This is a genomic window from Pseudomonas sp. BIGb0381, from assembly GCF_024809815.1.
Taxonomy (GTDB): Bacteria; Pseudomonadota; Gammaproteobacteria; order Pseudomonadales; family Pseudomonadaceae; genus Aquipseudomonas.
This window is the reverse complement of record NZ_JANUEN010000001.1, coordinates 1,303,355-1,320,916: the sequence shown is the minus strand read 5'-3', so window position 1 is coordinate 1,320,916 and position 17,562 is coordinate 1,303,355. Positions and strand designations below refer to the sequence as shown.

Annotated in this window: 18 protein-coding genes; 12 read left to right on the top strand and 6 right to left on the bottom strand. The window is 60.8% G+C overall.

What is annotated here, in order from left to right; all coding sequences use genetic code 11:
* Positions 1 to 9 precede the first annotated feature (9 nt).
* Genes M2397_RS06295 through M2397_RS06280 form a run of 4 tightly spaced genes read left to right on the top strand, consistent with a single transcriptional unit; the run spans position 10 to position 3,492 of the window.
* A complete protein-coding gene (locus M2397_RS06295; RefSeq protein ID WP_065924535.1) occupies positions 10 to 930 on the top strand; it encodes a metal ABC transporter substrate-binding protein in 921 nt (306 codons plus the stop codon).
* On the top strand, positions 927 to 1,673 hold the full coding sequence (locus M2397_RS06290) for a metal ABC transporter ATP-binding protein (RefSeq protein ID WP_131699195.1): 747 nt from the start codon (positions 927 to 929) through the stop codon (positions 1,671 to 1,673). Before M2397_RS06295 ends, M2397_RS06290 begins: the two co-directional genes overlap by 4 nt.
* Positions 1,670 to 2,569, top strand: coding sequence for a metal ABC transporter permease (locus M2397_RS06285; RefSeq protein ID WP_053128716.1), 900 nt, complete (start codon positions 1,670 to 1,672; stop codon positions 2,567 to 2,569). The genes M2397_RS06290 and M2397_RS06285 overlap by 4 nt, the downstream gene beginning before the upstream one ends.
* A complete protein-coding gene (locus M2397_RS06280) occupies positions 2,569 to 3,492 on the top strand; it encodes a metal ABC transporter solute-binding protein, Zn/Mn family (protein ID WP_259242442.1) in 924 nt (307 codons plus the stop codon). Before M2397_RS06285 ends, M2397_RS06280 begins: the two co-directional genes overlap by 1 nt.
* A gap of 15 nt (positions 3,493 to 3,507) precedes the next feature.
* Here M2397_RS06280 and M2397_RS06275 read toward each other — a convergent pair whose 3' ends face one another.
* Positions 3,508 to 4,221, bottom strand: a complete 714-nt coding sequence (locus M2397_RS06275; RefSeq protein WP_259242441.1) for a UTRA domain-containing protein — start codon at positions 4,219 to 4,221, stop codon at positions 3,508 to 3,510.
* 347 nt (positions 4,222 to 4,568) lie between these two features.
* Here M2397_RS06275 and M2397_RS06270 point away from each other — a divergent pair, with 347 nt between their 5' ends.
* The 6 genes from M2397_RS06270 to M2397_RS06245 all read left to right on the top strand — a co-directional run bounded on the left by M2397_RS06270 (position 4,569) and on the right by M2397_RS06245 (position 9,940).
* Positions 4,569 to 5,645 (top strand): ABC transporter substrate-binding protein, encoded by a 1,077-nt coding sequence (locus M2397_RS06270; RefSeq protein WP_027607118.1) that lies wholly within the window; start codon positions 4,569 to 4,571, stop codon positions 5,643 to 5,645.
* 189 nt (positions 5,646 to 5,834) lie between these two features.
* Complete coding sequence (locus tag M2397_RS06265) at positions 5,835 to 6,641, top strand: alkaline phosphatase family protein (protein ID WP_131699190.1); 807 nt, start codon at positions 5,835 to 5,837, stop codon at positions 6,639 to 6,641.
* A complete protein-coding gene (locus M2397_RS06260; protein ID WP_145338799.1) occupies positions 6,638 to 7,483 on the top strand; it encodes an ABC transporter permease subunit in 846 nt (281 codons plus the stop codon). The genes M2397_RS06265 and M2397_RS06260 overlap by 4 nt, the downstream gene beginning before the upstream one ends.
* On the top strand, positions 7,470 to 8,270 hold the full coding sequence (locus M2397_RS06255) for an ABC transporter permease (RefSeq protein ID WP_131699188.1): 801 nt from the start codon (positions 7,470 to 7,472) through the stop codon (positions 8,268 to 8,270). Before M2397_RS06260 ends, M2397_RS06255 begins: the two co-directional genes overlap by 14 nt.
* Positions 8,267 to 9,256, top strand: coding sequence for an ABC transporter ATP-binding protein (locus M2397_RS06250; protein WP_131699187.1), 990 nt, complete (start codon positions 8,267 to 8,269; stop codon positions 9,254 to 9,256). Before M2397_RS06255 ends, M2397_RS06250 begins: the two co-directional genes overlap by 4 nt.
* Positions 9,257 to 9,286: 30 nt before the next feature.
* Positions 9,287 to 9,940: an HAD family phosphatase gene (locus M2397_RS06245; protein WP_145338798.1), complete on the top strand. Its 654-nt coding sequence runs from the start codon at positions 9,287 to 9,289 to the stop codon at positions 9,938 to 9,940.
* An 81-nt stretch (positions 9,941 to 10,021) separates the two neighbouring features.
* Here the strand turns inward: M2397_RS06245 and M2397_RS06240 are convergent, their stop codons facing one another.
* Positions 10,022 to 10,984, bottom strand: a complete 963-nt coding sequence (locus M2397_RS06240; protein WP_131699185.1) for a zinc-binding dehydrogenase — start codon at positions 10,982 to 10,984, stop codon at positions 10,022 to 10,024.
* A 138-nt stretch (positions 10,985 to 11,122) separates the two neighbouring features.
* Here M2397_RS06240 and M2397_RS06235 point away from each other — a divergent pair, with 138 nt between their 5' ends.
* The gene (locus tag M2397_RS06235) at positions 11,123 to 13,204 is read left to right on the top strand and encodes a carboxy terminal-processing peptidase (RefSeq protein WP_178116820.1); all 2,082 of its coding nucleotides are present in this window, start codon (positions 11,123 to 11,125) and stop codon (positions 13,202 to 13,204) included.
* A 118-nt stretch (positions 13,205 to 13,322) separates the two neighbouring features.
* On the top strand, positions 13,323 to 15,092 hold the full coding sequence (locus M2397_RS06230; protein ID WP_259242440.1) for a bifunctional diguanylate cyclase/phosphodiesterase: 1,770 nt from the start codon (positions 13,323 to 13,325) through the stop codon (positions 15,090 to 15,092).
* Here the strand turns inward: M2397_RS06230 and M2397_RS06225 are convergent.
* The 4 genes from M2397_RS06225 to M2397_RS06210 all read right to left on the bottom strand — a co-directional run bounded on the left by M2397_RS06225 (position 15,089) and on the right by M2397_RS06210 (position 17,391).
* Complete coding sequence (locus tag M2397_RS06225; protein WP_005786715.1) at positions 15,089 to 15,460, bottom strand: hypothetical protein; 372 nt, start codon at positions 15,458 to 15,460, stop codon at positions 15,089 to 15,091. The genes M2397_RS06230 and M2397_RS06225 overlap by 4 nt on opposite strands.
* Positions 15,457 to 15,795, bottom strand: a complete 339-nt coding sequence (locus tag M2397_RS06220; RefSeq protein WP_131699182.1) for a helix-turn-helix transcriptional regulator — start codon at positions 15,793 to 15,795, stop codon at positions 15,457 to 15,459. Before M2397_RS06220 ends, M2397_RS06225 begins: the two co-directional genes overlap by 4 nt.
* 93 nt (positions 15,796 to 15,888) lie before the next feature.
* The gene (locus M2397_RS06215; RefSeq protein ID WP_259242439.1) at positions 15,889 to 16,347 is read right to left on the bottom strand and encodes a YkvA family protein; all 459 of its coding nucleotides are present in this window, start codon (positions 16,345 to 16,347) and stop codon (positions 15,889 to 15,891) included.
* A 312-nt stretch (positions 16,348 to 16,659) separates the two neighbouring features.
* Positions 16,660 to 17,391 (bottom strand): FKBP-type peptidyl-prolyl cis-trans isomerase, encoded by a 732-nt coding sequence (locus tag M2397_RS06210; RefSeq protein WP_131699180.1) that lies wholly within the window; start codon positions 17,389 to 17,391, stop codon positions 16,660 to 16,662.
* Positions 17,392 to 17,562: the final 171 nt, after the last annotated feature.

Sequence of the window (17,562 nt, the reverse complement as noted above, 5' to 3'; positions counted from 1 at the left end):
CGATTGCCCATGTCTATTTCATCTCCCCTGTTGCGCGTATTTCTGGTTGGCCTGTTCAGCCTGATACTCGCTCCCCTCGCGAATGCCGAGGCGGCCAAACGCCTGCGTATCGGTATCACCCTGCACCCGTATTACAGCTACGTGGCCAATATCGTCGGCGACAAGGCAGAAGTGGTGCCGCTGATCCCGGCCGGCTTCAACCCCCACGCCTACGAGCCACGCGCCGAAGACATCAAGCGCATCGGCACCCTGGATGTGATCGTGCTCAACGGCGTCGGCCATGACGACTTCGCCGACCGCATGATCGCCACCAGCGAGCGCCCGGACATCCCGGTGATCGAAGCCAACGCCAATGTGCCGCTGCTGGCGGCTACCGGCAACGCCGCGCGCGGTGCCGGCAAGGTGGTCAACCCGCACACGTTCCTGTCGATCAGTGCGTCGATTGCCCAGGTCAACAACATCGCCCGGGAACTGGGCAAGCTCGACCCGGACAACGCCAAGACCTACACCCAGAACGCCCGCGCCTATGGCAAACGCCTGCGGCAGATGCGTGCCGATGCCCTGGCCAAGTTGACCGGCGCGCCCAACCCGGACCTGCGCGTCGCCACCGTGCACGCGGCCTACGATTACCTGCTGCGCGAGTTCGGCCTGGAAGTCACGGCCGTGGTCGAGCCGGCCCACGGTATCGAGCCGAGCCCCAGCCAGTTGAAGAAAACCATCGATGAACTGCGCGCCCTGGACGTGAAGGTGATCTTCTCGGAGATGGATTTCCCGTCCACTTACGTCGACACCATCCAGCGCGAATCCGGGGTCAAGCTGTACCCGCTGTCACATATTTCCTACGGCGAATACAGCGCTGAAAAATACGAAGTGGAAATGACCGGCAACCTCAACACCGTGGTGCGGGCGATTCAGGAGTCGGGGGCATGACCGCAGCGGAACAACTTAACGTCGCCTGCGTCGGTCCGACCCTCGACTTCGACAAGGTGTCCCTGACCCTGGGCCGCACCGTGATCCTCGACGGCGTGAGCTTCCAGGTGCAGCCGGGCAGTATTCATGCGCTGGTGGGCCCCAACGGCGGCGGTAAGAGCTCGCTGATCAAGACCCTGCTGGGACAAACGCCGCACCAGGGTCGGTTAAGCCTGCAGTGGCCGTCCACGCCCGGCACCATCGGTTATGTGCCCCAGGCGCTGGAGTTCGACCGTGGTTTGCCGATGACCGTCGACGATTTCATGGCCGCCATGTGCCAGCGCCGTCCGGCGTTTCTGGGGTTGTCCAAACAGTACGCCGCCGCGATTGGCGAGGCGCTGGAACGGGTCGGCATGCAGGACAAGCGCAAGCGCCGCATGGGCGCACTGTCTGGCGGCGAGCGCCAGCGCGTGTTGTTGGCCCAGGGGTTGATTCCCGCGCCGCAACTGCTGGTCCTCGATGAACCGATGTCGGCCCTCGATGAGGCCGGCATCCAGGTGTTCGAACGCTTGCTCAGTGACTGGCGCCTGGCCGGGATCACTGTGCTATGGATCGAGCACGACCTGGAAGCCGTGGGCCGCCTGGCCGACCGCGTCACCGGCCTGAACCGCCGCCTGCTGTTCGACGCCACGCCGAAAGAGGCGCTGACGCCGGACCGCTTGCTGACACTGTTCTCTACCCATCCTCGGAGCACGGCGCAATGAGTTATGAAGCATTTCGCCTGATGGTCCAGGGCTGGGCATCGTCCGGTTACCTGCCGGAAGCGCTGGCCTATGGTTTTGTCGTCAACGCCCTGCTCGCCGGCCTGCTGATCGGCCCGGTGCTGGGCGGCCTGGGCACGCTGGTGGTGGTCAAGCGCTTTGCGTTTTTCTCCGAAGCGGTCGGTCATGCCGCGCTGACCGGCGTGGCCGTGGGCATTCTGCTGGGCGAGCCCTACACCGGCCCCTATGGCAGCCTGTTCGGTTACTGCCTGTTGTTCGGCATCCTGCTCAACTACCTGCGCAACCGCACCGGCCTGGCGCCAGACACCTTGATCGGCGTGTTCCTGTCGGTGTCCCTGGCACTGGGCGCCAGCCTGCTGCTGATCCTGGCGGGCAAGATCAACGTGCACATCCTCGAAAACGTGCTGTTCGGTTCGGTGCTGACGGTGAACGGCAACGACCTGCTGGTACTGGCGATTGTCGGCGCCCTGGTGATGGCGCTGGCGCTGCCGCTGTACAACCGCATCATGCTCGCCAGCTTCAACCCGCAATTGGCGGCGGTGCGTGGCGTGGCGGTGAAGACCCTGGACTACCTGTTCGTGATCCTGGTGACGCTGATCACCGTGGCGGCAGTCAAGGTCATTGGCGCCATCCTGGTGGGCGCGCTGCTGGTGATTCCGGCCGCGGCGGCACGCTTGCTGAGCCAGTCGCTCAAAGGCTTCTTCTGGATATCGGTGGTGATCGCCACCGTCAGCACCCTGTGCGGGATCCTGCTGCCGATCATCTTCGACCTGCCCATCCCCTCCGGTGCCGCGATCATCCTGATGGCCGGTATCGCCTTCGCCCTTGCCGCCATCGCGCGCGGCACCGTGCCCAGCCTTAAAGGGAACCTTGGATAATGCGCTCCGTTCTTCAACCTCTGGCGCTCGCCATCGCCTGCTTCATTACCACGCCGTTGATGGCGGCCAACGAGGGCAAGCCTGCTGCTCACGCGGCAAAACCGGTCAAAGTCCTGGCCTCGCTGCCGATCACCTACGGCCTCGCGCAGGTGCTGCTCAAGGGCACCGACGTGCAGCTTGAGCGCGCGGCCCCCGCCAACCTGCCGGGCTCGCGACAGGTGTCGTACTTCACCGGGCGTGGCGCGCCGGCACTGAACACACTGGCCCAGGACGCCGACGCCGCCATCGGCCTGCGCTCGCTGTGGGCCGATGACCCGCTCTACCCCGTGGCCCGGCGCAGCAATATCCGCATCGTCGAAATCGATGCCGCACGCCCGGTGGATGGCGGCTTGCCGGGAATCGCCGTGCAACCTGGCGTCACCGATGGTTTGAACAGCCAGCCGTGGCAATCGAGCAACAACCTGGGACGCATGGCCGATGTCCTGGCCGCCGACCTGAGCCGCCTGGCCCCGGGCGCCAAGGCGAAGATCGACGCCAACCTGGCCGCCCTCAAGCAACGCCTGCTCAAGCTCAGCGCCGACAGCGAGGCGCGACTGGCCAAGGCGGACAACCTGAGTGTGGTCAGTTTGAGCGATCACTTTGCGTATCTGATCAGCAGTTTGAATCTGGAACTGCTCAGCACCGATGCCCGGCCCGACGCCGATTGGACGCCTGGGGCATTACAGAAACTCAGTGCGGCGCTGAAGGACAACGACGTGGCCGTGGTGCTGCATCATCGCCAGCCGAGTGACGCAGTGAAAGCCGCTATCACGGCAGGCGGCTCAACGCTGCTGGTGTTGAACGTAGACGGCGCGGACCCGGTATCGGAGCTGGAGGGCAATGTGGATCAGGTGATCAAGGCACTCACGGTGCACTCACTGTAGGAGCGAGCCCCCCGATCACACCACATCGACGCCGACATGAATCGCATCATGCCGCCAGAACTCCAGGTCGCAGTCGATCAACCGCTGGTGCTGGTCATAATTGACCCGGGCGATCCGCAAGCCCGGGCTGCCCACCGACATGCGCAATGCCGCCGCAGCTTCCACCGGCAATGAGGTCGGCACGATCTCGAAACGCACCCGCCCGTAGTGCAAGTCGTATTTGCGCGCATACAACTCGGTCATCGACTGATTCAGGTCGCACTCAAGAATCCCCGGGAAATACTGCGGGTTCAGGTAGTGCTCCACATACAACACCAGCCGCCCGTCAATCCGCCGTCCCCGGCAGATCTGGATCACGCTGGACAACGCCGGCAACTGCAACCACGCACACACCGCGGCCGAGGCCGGTTGCAGCCGCGCACTGATGACTTCGGTGGACGCCACCCGCCCCTGGTCGTTGACCATGGCGTGAAAGTGACTGCGCTGCATCAGGTTGTAGGCCAGCCGAGGCGGCGAGACAAACCAGCCACGACGCTCCTCGCGATAAATCTGCCCTTGAGCCTCCAGTTGTAACAAGGCTTCCCGTACCGTAATTCGAGTGGTACCAAACAACTCGCTGAGCTTGCGCTCGGCGGGCAGCTTGCTTGCGGGCGGCAACAGGCCGTGGTCGATCTGCTCTTGCAGCGCCAGGCCAATGGATGTCACCGCCTTGATTGCCTCATCACGCATCAACGTTACCTATCTGGACTAGACCAGCACTGTTCAGGTGCACAAACCGCTGGGTAAATGGGCTTGCGCGACTGCTTGCCAGCCTAGGCACTCCTGATGACCGACAGATGACAGTCCCTTTCCCGTCCCTGCACCACACCCTGCAATACGCCGGCCAAGTCCAGTCCCTGCGGGCATTTGAGCATGGTCTACGCTAAGTCTGCGCCGAACGACATCAAGGCTTTAAAAACGACATCGACATGAAACTGTCATCCATCGCGTCTAGATTGGCTCAGGTATTGCTCTGACCTAGACCAACAACACCGTAGAAAACACCGCCGCGTTGAAAACGCCCAAAGGAGCTTCGGATGAAACAGCTTTTCCTGGCATCACTGTTAGGCTCGACCATTGCCATGTGCACCGCCGCCATGGCCGCTGATACCGATTTAAAAACTCTGGAAGCCGCCGCGAAAGCGGAAGGTGCCGTCAACAGCGTCGGCATGCCCGATGACTGGGCCAACTGGAAAGGCACGTGGGAAGACCTGGCCAAGACCTACGGCCTAAAGCACATCGACACCGACATGAGCTCGGCCCAGGAAATCGCCAAGTTCAAAGCCGAAAAAGACAACGCCAGCGCTGACATCGGCGACGTAGGCGCCGCCTTCGGCCCGATCGCGGTGAAGCAGGAAGTCACACAGCCGTACAAACCGTCCAACTGGGCTTCGGTGCCGGATTGGGCGAAAGACAAGGACGGTCACTGGGCCCTGGCCTACACCGGCACCATCGCGTTCATCGTCAACAAGAAGCTGCTACACGGCTCCGAAGTCCCTACCAGCTGGGCTGACCTGCAAACCGGCAAATACAAAGTCTCGGTGGGTGACGTGAGCACTGCGGCCCAGGCCTCCAACGCCGTACTCGCCGCCGCCATCGCCAATAAAGGCGATGAAAAGAACATCGCCCCCGGCCTGCAATTCTTCACCAAGATCGCCCAGCAAGGTCGTCTCGGCCTGTCCAACCCGACCATCGCCACCATGGAAAAAGGCGAAGTCGAAGTGGGGATCGTCTGGGACTTCAACGGCCTGAGCTACAAAGCCAAGATGGCCAACCCGGATGACTACGTGGTGTTGATCCCATCGGACGGCTCGGTGAAATCCGGCTACACCACCATCATCAACAAATACGCCAAGCACCCGAACGCCGCCAAGCTGACCCGCGAATACATCTTCAGCGACGCCGGCCAACTCAACCTGGCGCGTGGCAACGCACGTCCGATCCGTGCTGAAACCGACCTGAAACTGCCGGCCGACATTGCCAAGAACCTGATCCCGGGCGAGCAATACACCAAGGCCAACCCGCAGCCGATCAAGGATGCCGATGCCTGGGAAGCGACGTCCAAAAAGCTGCCTCAGCTGTGGAACGAGCAGGTCATCGTAGAGATGAAGTAAGGGTTTATCCCACATTGGAGCTCCAGTGGAGATCCAATGTGGGAGGGGGCCTGCCCCCGATGACGGTGGATCAGCTAACAAATCCGTTGAATGGCACACCGCTATCGGGGGCAAGCCCCCTCCCACATTTTTGACCCCGTTCCTCCAGAGGAATTGAGCCAAGTCAATCATTGCGGAGCGTCGCCCCCCATGAAGCACCCAGTCATCCTTGTCGTGCTCGACGGCCTGAACTTCGAGGTTGCCCGGCACACAATGGGGCACTTGCAGGCCTATGTCGGCGCAGGACGCGCAGCCCTCTACACGCTGGAATGTGAACTGCCCGCCCTGTCCCGCCCGCTGTATGAATGCATCCTCACCGGTGTGCCACCGATCCACAGCGGTATCGTGCACAACCAGGTCTCGCGCCTGTCCAACCAGCGCAGCATTTTCCATTACGCCACCGACGCAGGTCTTACCACTGCCGCGGCGGCTTACCATTGGGTCAGCGAGTTGTATAACCGCACGCCCTTTCTCGCCGCACGGGATCGTCATACCGACGACAAGGCGCTGGCGATCCAGCACGGGCATTTCTACTGGAATGACCACTACCCGGATTCCCACCTGTTCGCCGACGCCGAAAGCCTGCGGCTCAAGCACGCGCCGGACTTCCTGGTGGTGCACCCGATGAACATCGACGACGCCGGCCACAAGCACGGCCTCGACACACCGCAGTACCGCAACAGCGCACGCTCGGCCGACATCCTCCTGGCCGACTACCTGCAAGCCTGGCTCGATGCCGGTTACCAGGTGCTGGTGACCGCCGACCACGGCATGAACAACGACCGCTCCCACAACGGCCTGCTGCCGGAAGAACGGGAAGTGCCGCTGTTCGTCCTCGGCGATGCCTTCAGCCTGGACGCCGGGGCCACACCGAAACAGACCGACCTGTGCGGCACCGTCTGCGAACTGCTGGGCGTACCCCACGACAAACCTGTGTGCCGGGAGTTACTGAAGTGAGTTCAATATCCCGCGGCAAATGGCTGGCCCTGCTGTGCCTGGTGCCTTTCGCGCTGTTTTTTATCGTGTTCGAGATTGCCCCGCTGGTATGGGTGCTGATCAATAGTCTGCAAACCGAAGAAACCGGGTGGGGCGTGGACAACTTCACGCGCATCTTCAGTTCGAAGTTCTACCTGCAGGCCATCCAGTTCAGCCTGGAGATCAGCTTCTACTCGAGCATCTTCGGCATCATCATCGCCACGCTGGGCAGTTACTCCCTCCGCCGGGTGGATTCGCCGCTGCGCAACTTCGTCACCGCCTTCGCCAACATGACCAGCAACTTTGCCGGCGTGCCCCTGGCCTTCGCGTTCATCATTTTGCTGGGGTTCAACGGCAGCATCACCATCATGCTCAAGCAAGCCGGGATCATTCAGGACTTCAACCTGTACTCCAAGACCGGCTTGATCATCCTCTATACCTACTTCCAGATTCCGCTCGGCGTGCTGCTGCTCTATCCGGCCTTTGACGCACTGCGCGAAGACTGGCGTGAGTCGGCCGCCCTGCTCGGCGCCAATGGCTGGCAGTTCTGGCGACATATCGGCTTGCCGGTGCTCACCCCGGCGCTACTGGGCACGTTCGTGATCCTGCTGGCCAATGCCCTGGGTGCCTACGCGACGGTCTACGCCTTGACCACCGGTAACTTCAACGTGCTGCCGATTCGTATCGCCGGCCTGGTGTCGGGGGATGTATCCCTCGATCCGAACATGGCCAGCGCCCTGGCCGTGGTGCTGGTGGCGCTGATGACCGTGGTCACCGTGGTCCATCAACTGCTGCTCAAGAGGAGCTACCATGTCTCGCGCTGAAGCCGGCCCGGCCTCCCTCTACCACCGCGTGGTGGTGTACCTGTTGTTCGCGATCCTGGTGCTGCCGCTGATCGGCACCTTTGTCTACTCCATTGCCAGCAGTTGGTCGGCGACCATTCTGCCGGCTGGCTTCACGGTGAAATGGTATGTGCAACTGTGGAGTGACCCACGCTTCCTGATGGCCTTCGGGCAATCCTTGCTGGTGTGCGTGGGTGCGCTGATCCTGTCGGTGGTGTTGATCCTGCCGCTGCTGTTCGTGGTGCATTACCACTTTCCCAAGCTCGACGCCTTGATGAACATCCTGATCCTGCTGCCGTTTGCGGTGCCGCCGGTGGTGTCGTCGGTGGGCCTCCTGCAGCTGTACGGTTCCGGGCCGTTGGCGATGGTGGGCACGCCGTGGATCCTGATCGGCTGCTACTTCACCGTGGCGCTGCCGTTCATGTACCGGGCGATCACCAACAACCTGCAAGCCATCAACCTGCGCGACCTGATGGACGCCTCGCAACTGCTTGGCGCCAGCACCTGGCAAGCCGCGATCTTCGTGGTGCTGCCCAACCTGCGCAAAGGCCTGATGGTGGCGCTGCTGCTGTCGTTCTCGTTCCTGTTCGGTGAGTTCGTGTTCGCCAATATCCTCGTGGGCACTCGCTACGAAACCCTGCAGGTGTACCTGAACAACATGCGCAACAGCAGCGGCCACTTCACCAGCGCCGTCGTGATTTCCTATTTCTTCTTTGTGCTGGTGCTGACCTGGGCCGCCAATATCTTGAACAAGGACAAAAGCCAATGAGCTTCGTCAGCGTCCAACACTTGCAAAAAAGCTACGCCGGCACCCCGGTGTTCAGTGACATCAACTGCGAAGTCGCCAAGGGCGAGTTCGTCACCCTGCTCGGCCCATCCGGTTGTGGCAAGTCCACCCTGCTGCGCTGCATCGCCGGCCTGACGTCAGTGGACAGTGGGAAAATCCTGCTGGACGGCCAGGACATCGTTCCGCTGAGCCCGCAAAAACGCAACATCGGCATGGTGTTCCAGAGCTACGCGCTGTTCCCCAACATGACTGTGGAACAGAACGTCGCTTTCGGCCTGCGCATGCAAAAGGTCAACGCCGATGACAGCCACAAGCGCGTGCAGGAAGTGCTGCAACTGGTGGAACTCAAGGACCTGGCCGGCCGCTACCCGCACCAGATGTCCGGTGGCCAGTGCCAACGTGTGGCCCTGGCCCGCTCACTGGTCACTCGCCCGCGCCTGTTGCTGCTGGATGAACCGTTGTCGGCGCTGGATGCACGGATTCGCAAGCACCTGCGCGAACAGATCCGCCAGATCCAGCGCGAACTGGGGTTGACCACGATCTTCGTAACCCATGACCAGGAAGAAGCCCTGACCATGTCGGACCGGATCTTCCTGATGAACCAGGGCAAGATCGTGCAAAGCGGCGATGCCGAGACCCTCTATACCGCACCGGTGGATGTATTCGCTGCCGGTTTTATCGGCAACTACAACCTGCTGGACGCCGACAAGGCCAGCCAACTGCTGCAACGCCCGATCAGCGGGCGCATCGCGATTCGCCCGGAGGCCATCGAACTGAGCCACAACGGCGAACTCGACGCGCTGGTGCGCAGCCACAGCCTGCTGGGCAACGTGATTCGCTACCGCATCGAAGCCCGTGGCGTGGAATTGGTGGTGGACGTGCTCAACCGCTCGGCGGACGATCTGCACCCGGACGGCCAGCGCCTGGCACTTTCCATCGACCCCAGTGCGCTGTGTGAAGTAGCCTGAGCAGCAGTGAATTTTGAGAGAGCGTAACGGATGGCATTGGTAATTTTTGATTTGGACGACACCCTGATCCATGGCGACTGCGCCACCCTCTGGAGCGAACAGATGGGTCGCCTGGGCTGGGTCGACCCGGAGTCGTTCATGCGCAGGAACAACGAGCTGATGGACGCCTACAGCCGGGGCGAACTGGCCATGGAAGACTTCATGGACTTCAGCCTGGAGCCGATGATCGGCCGCACCCCGGAGGAAATCGACCACTTGGTGGAGCCCTGGGTCGAGGATGTGATTGAGCCGCTGATCTACAGCGACGCCACCAGGACCATCGCCCGCCACCGCGCGAACGGCGACCGGATCCTGGTGATCTCCGCGTCGGGGACTCACCTGGTGAAACCGATCGCCGCGCGCATCGGTATCGATGAAGTGCTGGGAATTGAGCTGGAGATCAGCCATGGCGTGTACAGCGGCCGTACCGTGGGTGTACTCACCTACCGCGAAGGCAAGATCACACGCTTGCTGGAATGGTTGGAGCAGGAAGGCGAGACGCTGGACGGCGCGTACTTCTATTCGGATTCGCGCAATGACTTGCCGTTGCTGTTGAAGGTGGATCACCCGCAGGTGGTGAACCCGGATCCGGTGCTGCGCGAGCATGCCGAGAAGGCCGGCTGGCCAATCCACCACTGGGTCTGACACCGCCTATCCAGACTTGAAATCCAATCAAATGTGGGTGGGGGTTGCCCCCTCCCACATCGACCCTATTCCAATCCGGGATCAGGTGAGGCTTTCGTCAATTACCAACACCAGCTTCCCGGCAATCTGATTGGTCGCCAACTCGGCAAACGCCGCCTCGGCATCCTTGATCGGGAACGTCTTGGCCAATTGCGGGCTCAGACGCCCTTCGGCAAACAACGGCCATACATGCTGGCTCAGGTCGCTGAACAGGTCGGCCTTGAACTGATCGTCACGGCTGCGCAGGGTCGAGCCCAACAACTGAATACGCTTGCCCAGCACCTGGGCCAGGTCCAACTGCGCCTCGCGGCCGCCCATCAAGCCAATCAATACCCAGCGACCGTCCAGCGCCAACAGCTTGAGGTCCAGCGCGGCGTAGTCGCCGCCGACCGGATCGAGGATCACATCGAATGGCCCGAAATCCCGCAGCCCTTCGATACCGTCAGTACGTACTACGCCGCCCTGGGCGCCCAAGTCTTCACAGTAGGCCAGGCGCTGCGCCGAGCCGACACTGACCCAGCACGGGCTGCCAAATGCCTTGCACAACTGGATCGCCGCCGAGCCCACGCCACTGGCACCGGCATGCAGCAACACCTTCTCACCGGGCTTGAGGCCCGCCAACTGGAACAGATTGAGCCACGCCGTGCTGTACACCTCAGGCAACGCCGCCGCTTCGACCAGCGACACACCTTCCGGTACCGGCAACACATGCCGTGCATCCACCACCACTTCTTCGGCCATGCCGCCACCGGCCAGCAGCGCACAAACGCGATCGCCCACTTGCCAGGACGCGCCTGCGCCCACTTCACTGATTACCCCGGAGCACTCAAGGCCGAGCACAGGGCTGGCGCCAGGCGGTGGCGGATAGAGCCCGGCACGCTGCAATAAATCGGCACGATTAAGGCCAGCAGCTGCCACGCGAATGCGCACCTGGCCTACATCACATGTAGGACTTGGTTCGTCCAACCACTCCACATGACCTTCAACGCCTTGCAATGCTTTCACAGTGCCTCCATAGTGAGTCTGGACTGAGCCCGTAGCAGTAGCGTCGGGCTTTTTGCATTATGCGACCGGCCCCTATGGAACCGGCAACTTCAAAGACGGCCTAATATGCGTTATCAATTGCCCCCGCGTCGAATCAGCATGAAGCATCTGTTCCCCAGCACCGCCCTCGCTCTTTTCATTGGTATCGGCTTCGCGTCGATGTCGACCAATACGTTCGCAGCCAACAGCTGGGACAACCTTCAGCCGGACCGCGATGAGGTGATTGCCAGCCTTAACGTCGTCGAGTTGCTCAAGCGTCATCACTACAGCAAACCGCCGTTGGACGACGCGCGCTCGGTGATCATCTATGACAGCTACCTCAAGCTGCTGGATCCGTCGCGCAGCTACTTCCTGGCCAGCGATATCGCTGAGTTCGACAAGTGGAAGACCCAGTTCGACGACTTCCTCAAAAGCGGCGACCTGCAGCCCGGCTTCACCATCTACAAGCGCTACCTGGACCGCGTCAAAGCGCGTCTGGATTTCGCCTTGGCTGAGCTGGACAAGGGCGTCGACAAACTCGACTTCACCCAGAAGGAAACCCTTCTGGTGGACCGCAAGGACGCGCCTTGGCTGACCAGCACCGCCGCCCTCGACGACCTGTGGCGCAAACGCGTCAAGGACGAAGTGCTGCGCCTGAAGATCGCCGGCAAAGAGCCCAAGGCCATCCAGGAGTTGTTGACCAAGCGCTACAAGAATCAGCTGGCGCGTCTGGACCAGACCCGTGCCGAAGATATCTTCCAGGCCTACATCAACACCTTCGCGATGTCCTACGATCCGCACACCAATTATCTGTCGCCAGATAACGCGGAAAACTTCGATATCAACATGAGTCTGTCACTGGAAGGCATCGGTGCCGTCCTGCAAAGCGACAACGACCAAGTGAAGATCGTGCGTCTGGTGCCGGCCGGTCCGGCAGACAAGACCAAGCAGGTTGCGCCTGCCGACAAGATCATCGGTGTGGCCCAGGCCGACAAAGAGATGGTCGATGTGGTCGGCTGGCGCCTGGACGAGGTGGTCAAGCTGATCCGTGGGCCGAAAGGCAGCGTGGTGCGCCTGGAAGTGATTCCGCACACCAATGCTCCGAACGACCAGACCAGCAAGATCGTGTCCATCACCCGTGAAGCGGTGAAGCTCGAAGACCAGGCGGTGCAAAAGAAAGTCCTCAACCTCAAGCAGGATGGTAAGGACTACAAGCTGGGCGTGATTGAAATCCCGGCCTTCTACCTGGACTTCAAGGCCTTCCGTGCCGGCGACCCGGACTACAAGTCCACCACCCGCGACGTGAAGAAAATCCTTACCGAGTTGCAGAAGGAAAAAGTCGACGGCGTGGTCATCGACCTGCGCAACAACGGCGGCGGTTCCCTGCAGGAAGCCACCGAGCTGACCAGCCTGTTTATCGACAAGGGTCCGACCGTGTTGGTACGCAATGCTGACGGCCGTGTCGACGTGCTCGAAGACGAGAACCCGGGCGCCTTCTACAAAGGCCCGATGGCGTTGCTGGTCAACCGCCTGTCAGCCTCGGCTTCGGAGATTTTCGCTGGCGCCATGCAGGACTATCACCGCGCGTTGATCATCGGCGGCCAGACCTTCGGCAAAGGCACCGTGCAGACCATCCAGCCGCTGAACCATGGCGAGCTCAAGCTGACGCTGGCCAAGTTCTACCGGGTTTCCGGGCAGAGCACCCAGCATCAGGGCGTCCTGCCGGACATCGATTTTCCGTCGATCATCGACACCAAGGAAATCGGCGAAAGCGCTCTGCCGGAAGCCATGCCGTGGGACACCATCCGCCCTGCGATCAAGCCGGCCTCGGACCCGTTCAAGCCGTTCCTGGCGCAATTGAAGGCTGATCACGATACCCGCTCCGCCAAGGATGCCGAGTTTGTGTTCATCCGCGACAAGCTGGCCCTGGCCAAGAAGCTGATGGAAGAAAAAACCGTCAGCCTCAATGAAGTGGACCGTCGTGCACAGCACTCCGACATCGAAAACAAGCAACTCGTATTGGAAAACATCCGCCGCAAGGCCAAGGGTGAAGAACCACTCAAGGAGCTGAAGAAAGAAGACGAAGATGCGCTGCCGACCGAGGCGGATAAAACCAAGCCGGAAGACGACGCTTACCTGGCCGAGAGCGGCCGGATCCTGCTGGACTACCTGAAAATCTCCAAACAGGTGGCCAAGCAGTAAATGATGGCGATTTAACGTGATCGCTCCTCGGAGTGTCATCATATAGACATCATTCTGTCGTGAAATGAAGGACCGCAGGCGTAACGCCTGCGGTCCTTTTTTTTCGATCGAGATCGCCATGACTATGACCGAACAGCTGAGTGCATTGGGCTCTATCCTGGCTCAAGGCAGTTTGCACAGCCTGTTCCAACCGATCATCTGCCTGTCAGAACGGCGCATCCTTGGCTACGAAGCCCTCAGCCGCGGCCCGTCGAACAGCCCGCTGCACTCGCCCATCGCCCTGTTCTCGGTGGCGCGCCACGCCGGGCGCCTCAGCGAACTGGAAATGACCTGCCGCGAAAGCGCATGCCGACGCTTCAGCGAGCAAAAGCTGCCGGGCAAGCTGTTCCTGAATGTCTCGCCGGAATCCTTGATGGACACGGCTCACCAGCCGGGGCGCACCCTGCAATTGCTACGCGACTTCGGGATTCCACCCAGCCAAGTGGTGATCGAGCTCACCGAGCAAACAACCACCGACGATTTCGACCTGCTGCAAACCGCCCTGCACCATTACCGTGATATGGGCTTCGCCATCGCGCTTGATGACCTGGGCGCCGGCTATTCCAGCCTGCGACTGTGGTCGGAACTGCGCCCGGATTACGTGAAGATCGACCGGCACTTTATCGACGGCATCCATCAGGATGCGCTCAAGCGTGAGTTTGTCGGCTCCATCCTGCAAATCGCCAGGGCCTCACGGGCCCAGGTGATTGCCGAGGGCATCGAATTGCCGGAAGAGCTGGCGGTATTGACCGAAATGGGCGTCGACCTGGTCCAGGGTTACCTGCTCTGCCGTCCACAGGAGCAACCGCCACAGGAAGCGCGCCAGATGCTGCCCAAGCCCGATCAGGCCAACGTGGCGCTCAACGAAGAAGCCGGCGACCTTAGCGCCCTGATCAACGAGCAACCGGCGGTCGATCAGGACACCGCGACCGCTCAGGTGTTGGAGGCGTTCCGCCGCCAGGCCAACCTTAACTCCCTGGCGGTTCTGGATGGACGCGGCCACCCGGTGGGTATCGTGCACCGGCATTCGCTGTCGGATGCGCTGCTCAAGCCGTTTGCCACCGACCTGTTTGCGCGCAAGCCCATCAGCCGGCTGATGAGTACGGATTTTCTGGCGGTGGAGTTGAGCCAGTCGCTGCAACAGGTCAGCCGCCTGCTGACCAGCCGCGCACGGCAACGCATCGAAGAAGACTTCATCATCACACTCAATGGCGACTACCTGGGCCTGGGCCGGGTGATCGATGTACTCAAACTGATCACCGAACTGAAAATCCAGCAGGCGCGCTATGCCAATCCCCTGACCCTGCTGCCTGGCAACGTGCCGATCCAGCAGTGCCTGACGCGACTGTTACAACAACAGCGGGAATCGGTGATCTGCTACGTGGATATCGACAGCTTCAAGCCGTTCAACGACATCTACGGCTACGGACGTGGGGATGAGGTGTTGCTGTGCCTGGCGCAGTGCCTTAACGACCGGGTCGACCCCAGCCGCGACTTTGTCGGGCATATCGGTGGCGATGACTTTTTGCTGGTATTGGGGCCACAGGATTGGCGCAAGCGGCTCAACCAACTGCTGGACGATTTCCACACCCAGTGCCGGCGCTTCTACCGCGCCGAACACCTCGACGCCGGCCGCTTCGTGGCACTGAACCGCCAGGGCGTACGCCAGGAGTTTGCGTTGCTGTCACTGTCGATTGGGGTGGTGCATTTGTATCCACAGGCCTGTGGACAACTCGATGCCAGCCAGTTGGCGGAACTGGCCTCGCAGGCCAAGCACCACGCCAAGGATATGGCCGGCTACAGCATCCATGTGATCGACAGCATGGACATGTTGCCCCAGGCACTTTAAGCCTCGGCAGACTCCGGATACTCGTATTCGAACACCCGCACCACTTCCGAGGCATGCCAGGAGGCGGCGGCGACACCATCGGACGGTCCGCTGAAACGCCCCAGGCGCTCCACGCACTCAAAGAACCCGGTACGCGGCAGGCGGCTGGCGCCCTGGCTGATCACCAGGGAGCTGCGCAACGGTTGCTCGGCCTTGGCATCCAGCGCCGCCAGGTGCTCCAGGGCAGCTGCCAGGGTTTGCATCGCCGGCGTCGGAAATTGCAGACGCTCCAACAGTGCTCGGTAGGTCAGCAGATGGCGCTGGCGGCGCGCCTGGTCCAGTTCGTTAAGTAACCCATCCCAATGTTGACGACTGATACGTAGGCTCAAGACTCATCCCTCCAACCTGCAACGCCTAATTCCCAGGCCAGGCTGCGGCGGATTGCGGCATCCGGCTGACGTTCACCACTTTCGATCAATCCTAGATACGAGGGGCTGATGCCCACGGTGCGGGCCAGGGTCTCAATCGCCAGGCCCTTGGCTTCACGCAAGCCGCGCAGGTCTGCGAGCGGGCGCAAATCTTGGTCAGGCGCGGCTTGGACAGTAGGAGAAGGTGCCAGTGAAGGCTGTTGATGACCGGCAGCTTTTAGCAGCGCCTGGTACTGATCCCATGGCAAAACCGCGTACTCGGGTTCGCCATTGCGTGAAATTATCTGAATATCCATGACCGCCCCGTAGGATAACTGCACTTACTGAGTAAGCTCTTTCCTTAGGAGTGTAATCCTAACAGCCACAAAGGTCGCAGGGGGATAGCCACGTCATCCGTTTTTTTGCGGGTTTTCCTTGGCCAGCAAGGCAGGCGTGGCAGGCAGGCGCTCGACCACCGCGAGTTTTTCCGGACGCTGCGCGTCACGCCAGGTGCGGAAAGCGCTCAGCTCACCGTTCAGGGTCTTCATGACCCACGCCAGTACAGCGATGTCGTCGAGCATGCCGAACATCGGGATAAAGTCCGGGATTGCATCAATCGGGCTAAGAAAGTACATCAGCCCCGCCACCACAGAGATCAGCGCCTTGGGACTGATGGACCGATACTCGCCCCGCCAGTAAGCCAGGCACAGGGATTGAAGCAACTTGAGATCATCCTTGAGGGTGCCCAGGCGGTTGCCTTGGCTCGAGCCCTTGGCGGCGACGGCGAACAGCAAGGTCGGCAACCGCCCACGACCCAGCAAGCGTGCAGCCATGGGCAAGAAACGGGCGAAATTGAAGGGTGGTTTCATCTGTCACTCCAGTTCCATCAAACAGAAAGGTTATCCACACAAATTGTGGATAACCTTGTGAACAGAGCCTGTTTTACCGGCTGAAAGCCACGGTCTACAAGGCTTTCAGTCAGATCGGGCGTTTTTTGCGCACATCAAAAAAACCCAAGAATTCATTGACTTGGCGCAGATGTGCCGGTACCCGTACTCGAGTCTTATATCAGACTGTTACAGCGTTCGAGCGTTCGATCGGATGTACACAGGTGCTGATTTTGAAAGCCGTGGAAACAACAACGCCCCGTCGAGACGGGGCGTTGTGTGTTCAGGCGCCGATTACTTTTTGGCGGCCGGTGCAGCAGGGGCTTCAGCCTTGGCTGGGTCCTTGATGCCCAGCAGTTCCAGATCGAATACCAGCACGGAGTTGGCTGGAATCGCCGGGCTCGGGCTCTGGGCGCCGTAAGCCAGGTCGGACGGGATGTACAACTCGACCTTCTCGCCTACGTGCATCAGTTGCAGGCCTTCGACCCAACCAGGAATCACGCCGCTGACCGGCAGGTCAATCGGGCTACCGCGATCCACGGAGCTGTCAAAGGTGGTGCCGTTGGTGAGCTTACCGGTGTAGTGAACAGTCACCACGTCAGTCGGCTTAGGCTGTGGGCCGTCGGCTTTCTTGGTGATCTTGTACTGCAGGCCGGAAGCGGTGGTGACTACACCGTCTTTCTTGGCATTGTCTTCGAGGAATTTCTTGCCGGCGGCTGCCGACTCTTCGCTCATTTTGGTCATGCGTTCTTCAGCACGCTTCTGCAGTGCGGCAAACGCTTCAACCAGTTCGTCGTCTTTGAGCTTCTGCTCTTTCTTGCCGACGGCATCTTCGATGCCCTGGGCTACCGCTTTGGAGTCCAGGTCATCCATGCCTTCCTGAGCAAGGCTTTTGCCCATGTTCAGGCCGATGCCGTAGGAAGCTTTCTGCGCCGGGGTTTTCAGCTCTACGCTGGTCTGCGAATCACAACCCGCAAGTACCAGGCTAACCAGGGCCACCGCCGCCGCCAACCGATGCTGTTTCATGCTATTTCCTTGTTCATGCGCCAAAAGGGCATTCGAATAAAGTCGCGAGCTTATCAGGCGGCCACGACCAATGGCTACCGGCATGTGAGCAGGAAACTTCTGATAAGTTCACGTGTTTAAAAGCATTTTCATTCATGATGGGCCGCCGCGAAGGATCGTGGGACCACCTGT

What these genes read in the sequence shown, in the direction of transcription:
- M2397_RS06295 (WP_065924535.1), top strand. Translation starts at nt 10, where the DNA reads ATGTCTATTTCATCTCCCCTGTTGCGCGTATTTCTGGTTGGCCTGTTC.
- M2397_RS06290 (WP_131699195.1), top strand. Translation starts at nt 927, where the DNA reads ATGACCGCAGCGGAACAACTTAACGTCGCCTGCGTCGGTCCGACCCTC.
- M2397_RS06285 (WP_053128716.1), top strand. Translation starts at nt 1,670, where the DNA reads ATGAGTTATGAAGCATTTCGCCTGATGGTCCAGGGCTGGGCATCGTCC.
- M2397_RS06280 (WP_259242442.1), top strand. Translation starts at nt 2,569, where the DNA reads ATGCGCTCCGTTCTTCAACCTCTGGCGCTCGCCATCGCCTGCTTCATT.
- M2397_RS06275 (WP_259242441.1), bottom strand. Translation starts at nt 4,221, where the DNA reads ATGCGTGATGAGGCAATCAAGGCGGTGACATCCATTGGCCTGGCGCTG.
- M2397_RS06270 (WP_027607118.1), top strand. Translation starts at nt 4,569, where the DNA reads ATGAAACAGCTTTTCCTGGCATCACTGTTAGGCTCGACCATTGCCATG.
- M2397_RS06265 (WP_131699190.1), top strand. Translation starts at nt 5,835, where the DNA reads ATGAAGCACCCAGTCATCCTTGTCGTGCTCGACGGCCTGAACTTCGAG.
- M2397_RS06255 (WP_131699188.1), top strand. Translation starts at nt 7,470, where the DNA reads ATGTCTCGCGCTGAAGCCGGCCCGGCCTCCCTCTACCACCGCGTGGTG.
- M2397_RS06250 (WP_131699187.1), top strand. Translation starts at nt 8,267, where the DNA reads ATGAGCTTCGTCAGCGTCCAACACTTGCAAAAAAGCTACGCCGGCACC.
- M2397_RS06245 (WP_145338798.1), top strand. Translation starts at nt 9,287, where the DNA reads ATGGCATTGGTAATTTTTGATTTGGACGACACCCTGATCCATGGCGAC.
- M2397_RS06235 (WP_178116820.1), top strand. Translation starts at nt 11,123, where the DNA reads ATGAAGCATCTGTTCCCCAGCACCGCCCTCGCTCTTTTCATTGGTATC.
- M2397_RS06230 (WP_259242440.1), top strand. Translation starts at nt 13,323, where the DNA reads ATGACTATGACCGAACAGCTGAGTGCATTGGGCTCTATCCTGGCTCAA.
- M2397_RS06220 (WP_131699182.1), bottom strand. Translation starts at nt 15,795, where the DNA reads ATGGATATTCAGATAATTTCACGCAATGGCGAACCCGAGTACGCGGTT.
- M2397_RS06215 (WP_259242439.1), bottom strand. Translation starts at nt 16,347, where the DNA reads ATGAAACCACCCTTCAATTTCGCCCGTTTCTTGCCCATGGCTGCACGC.
- M2397_RS06210 (WP_131699180.1), bottom strand. Translation starts at nt 17,391, where the DNA reads ATGAAACAGCATCGGTTGGCGGCGGCGGTGGCCCTGGTTAGCCTGGTA.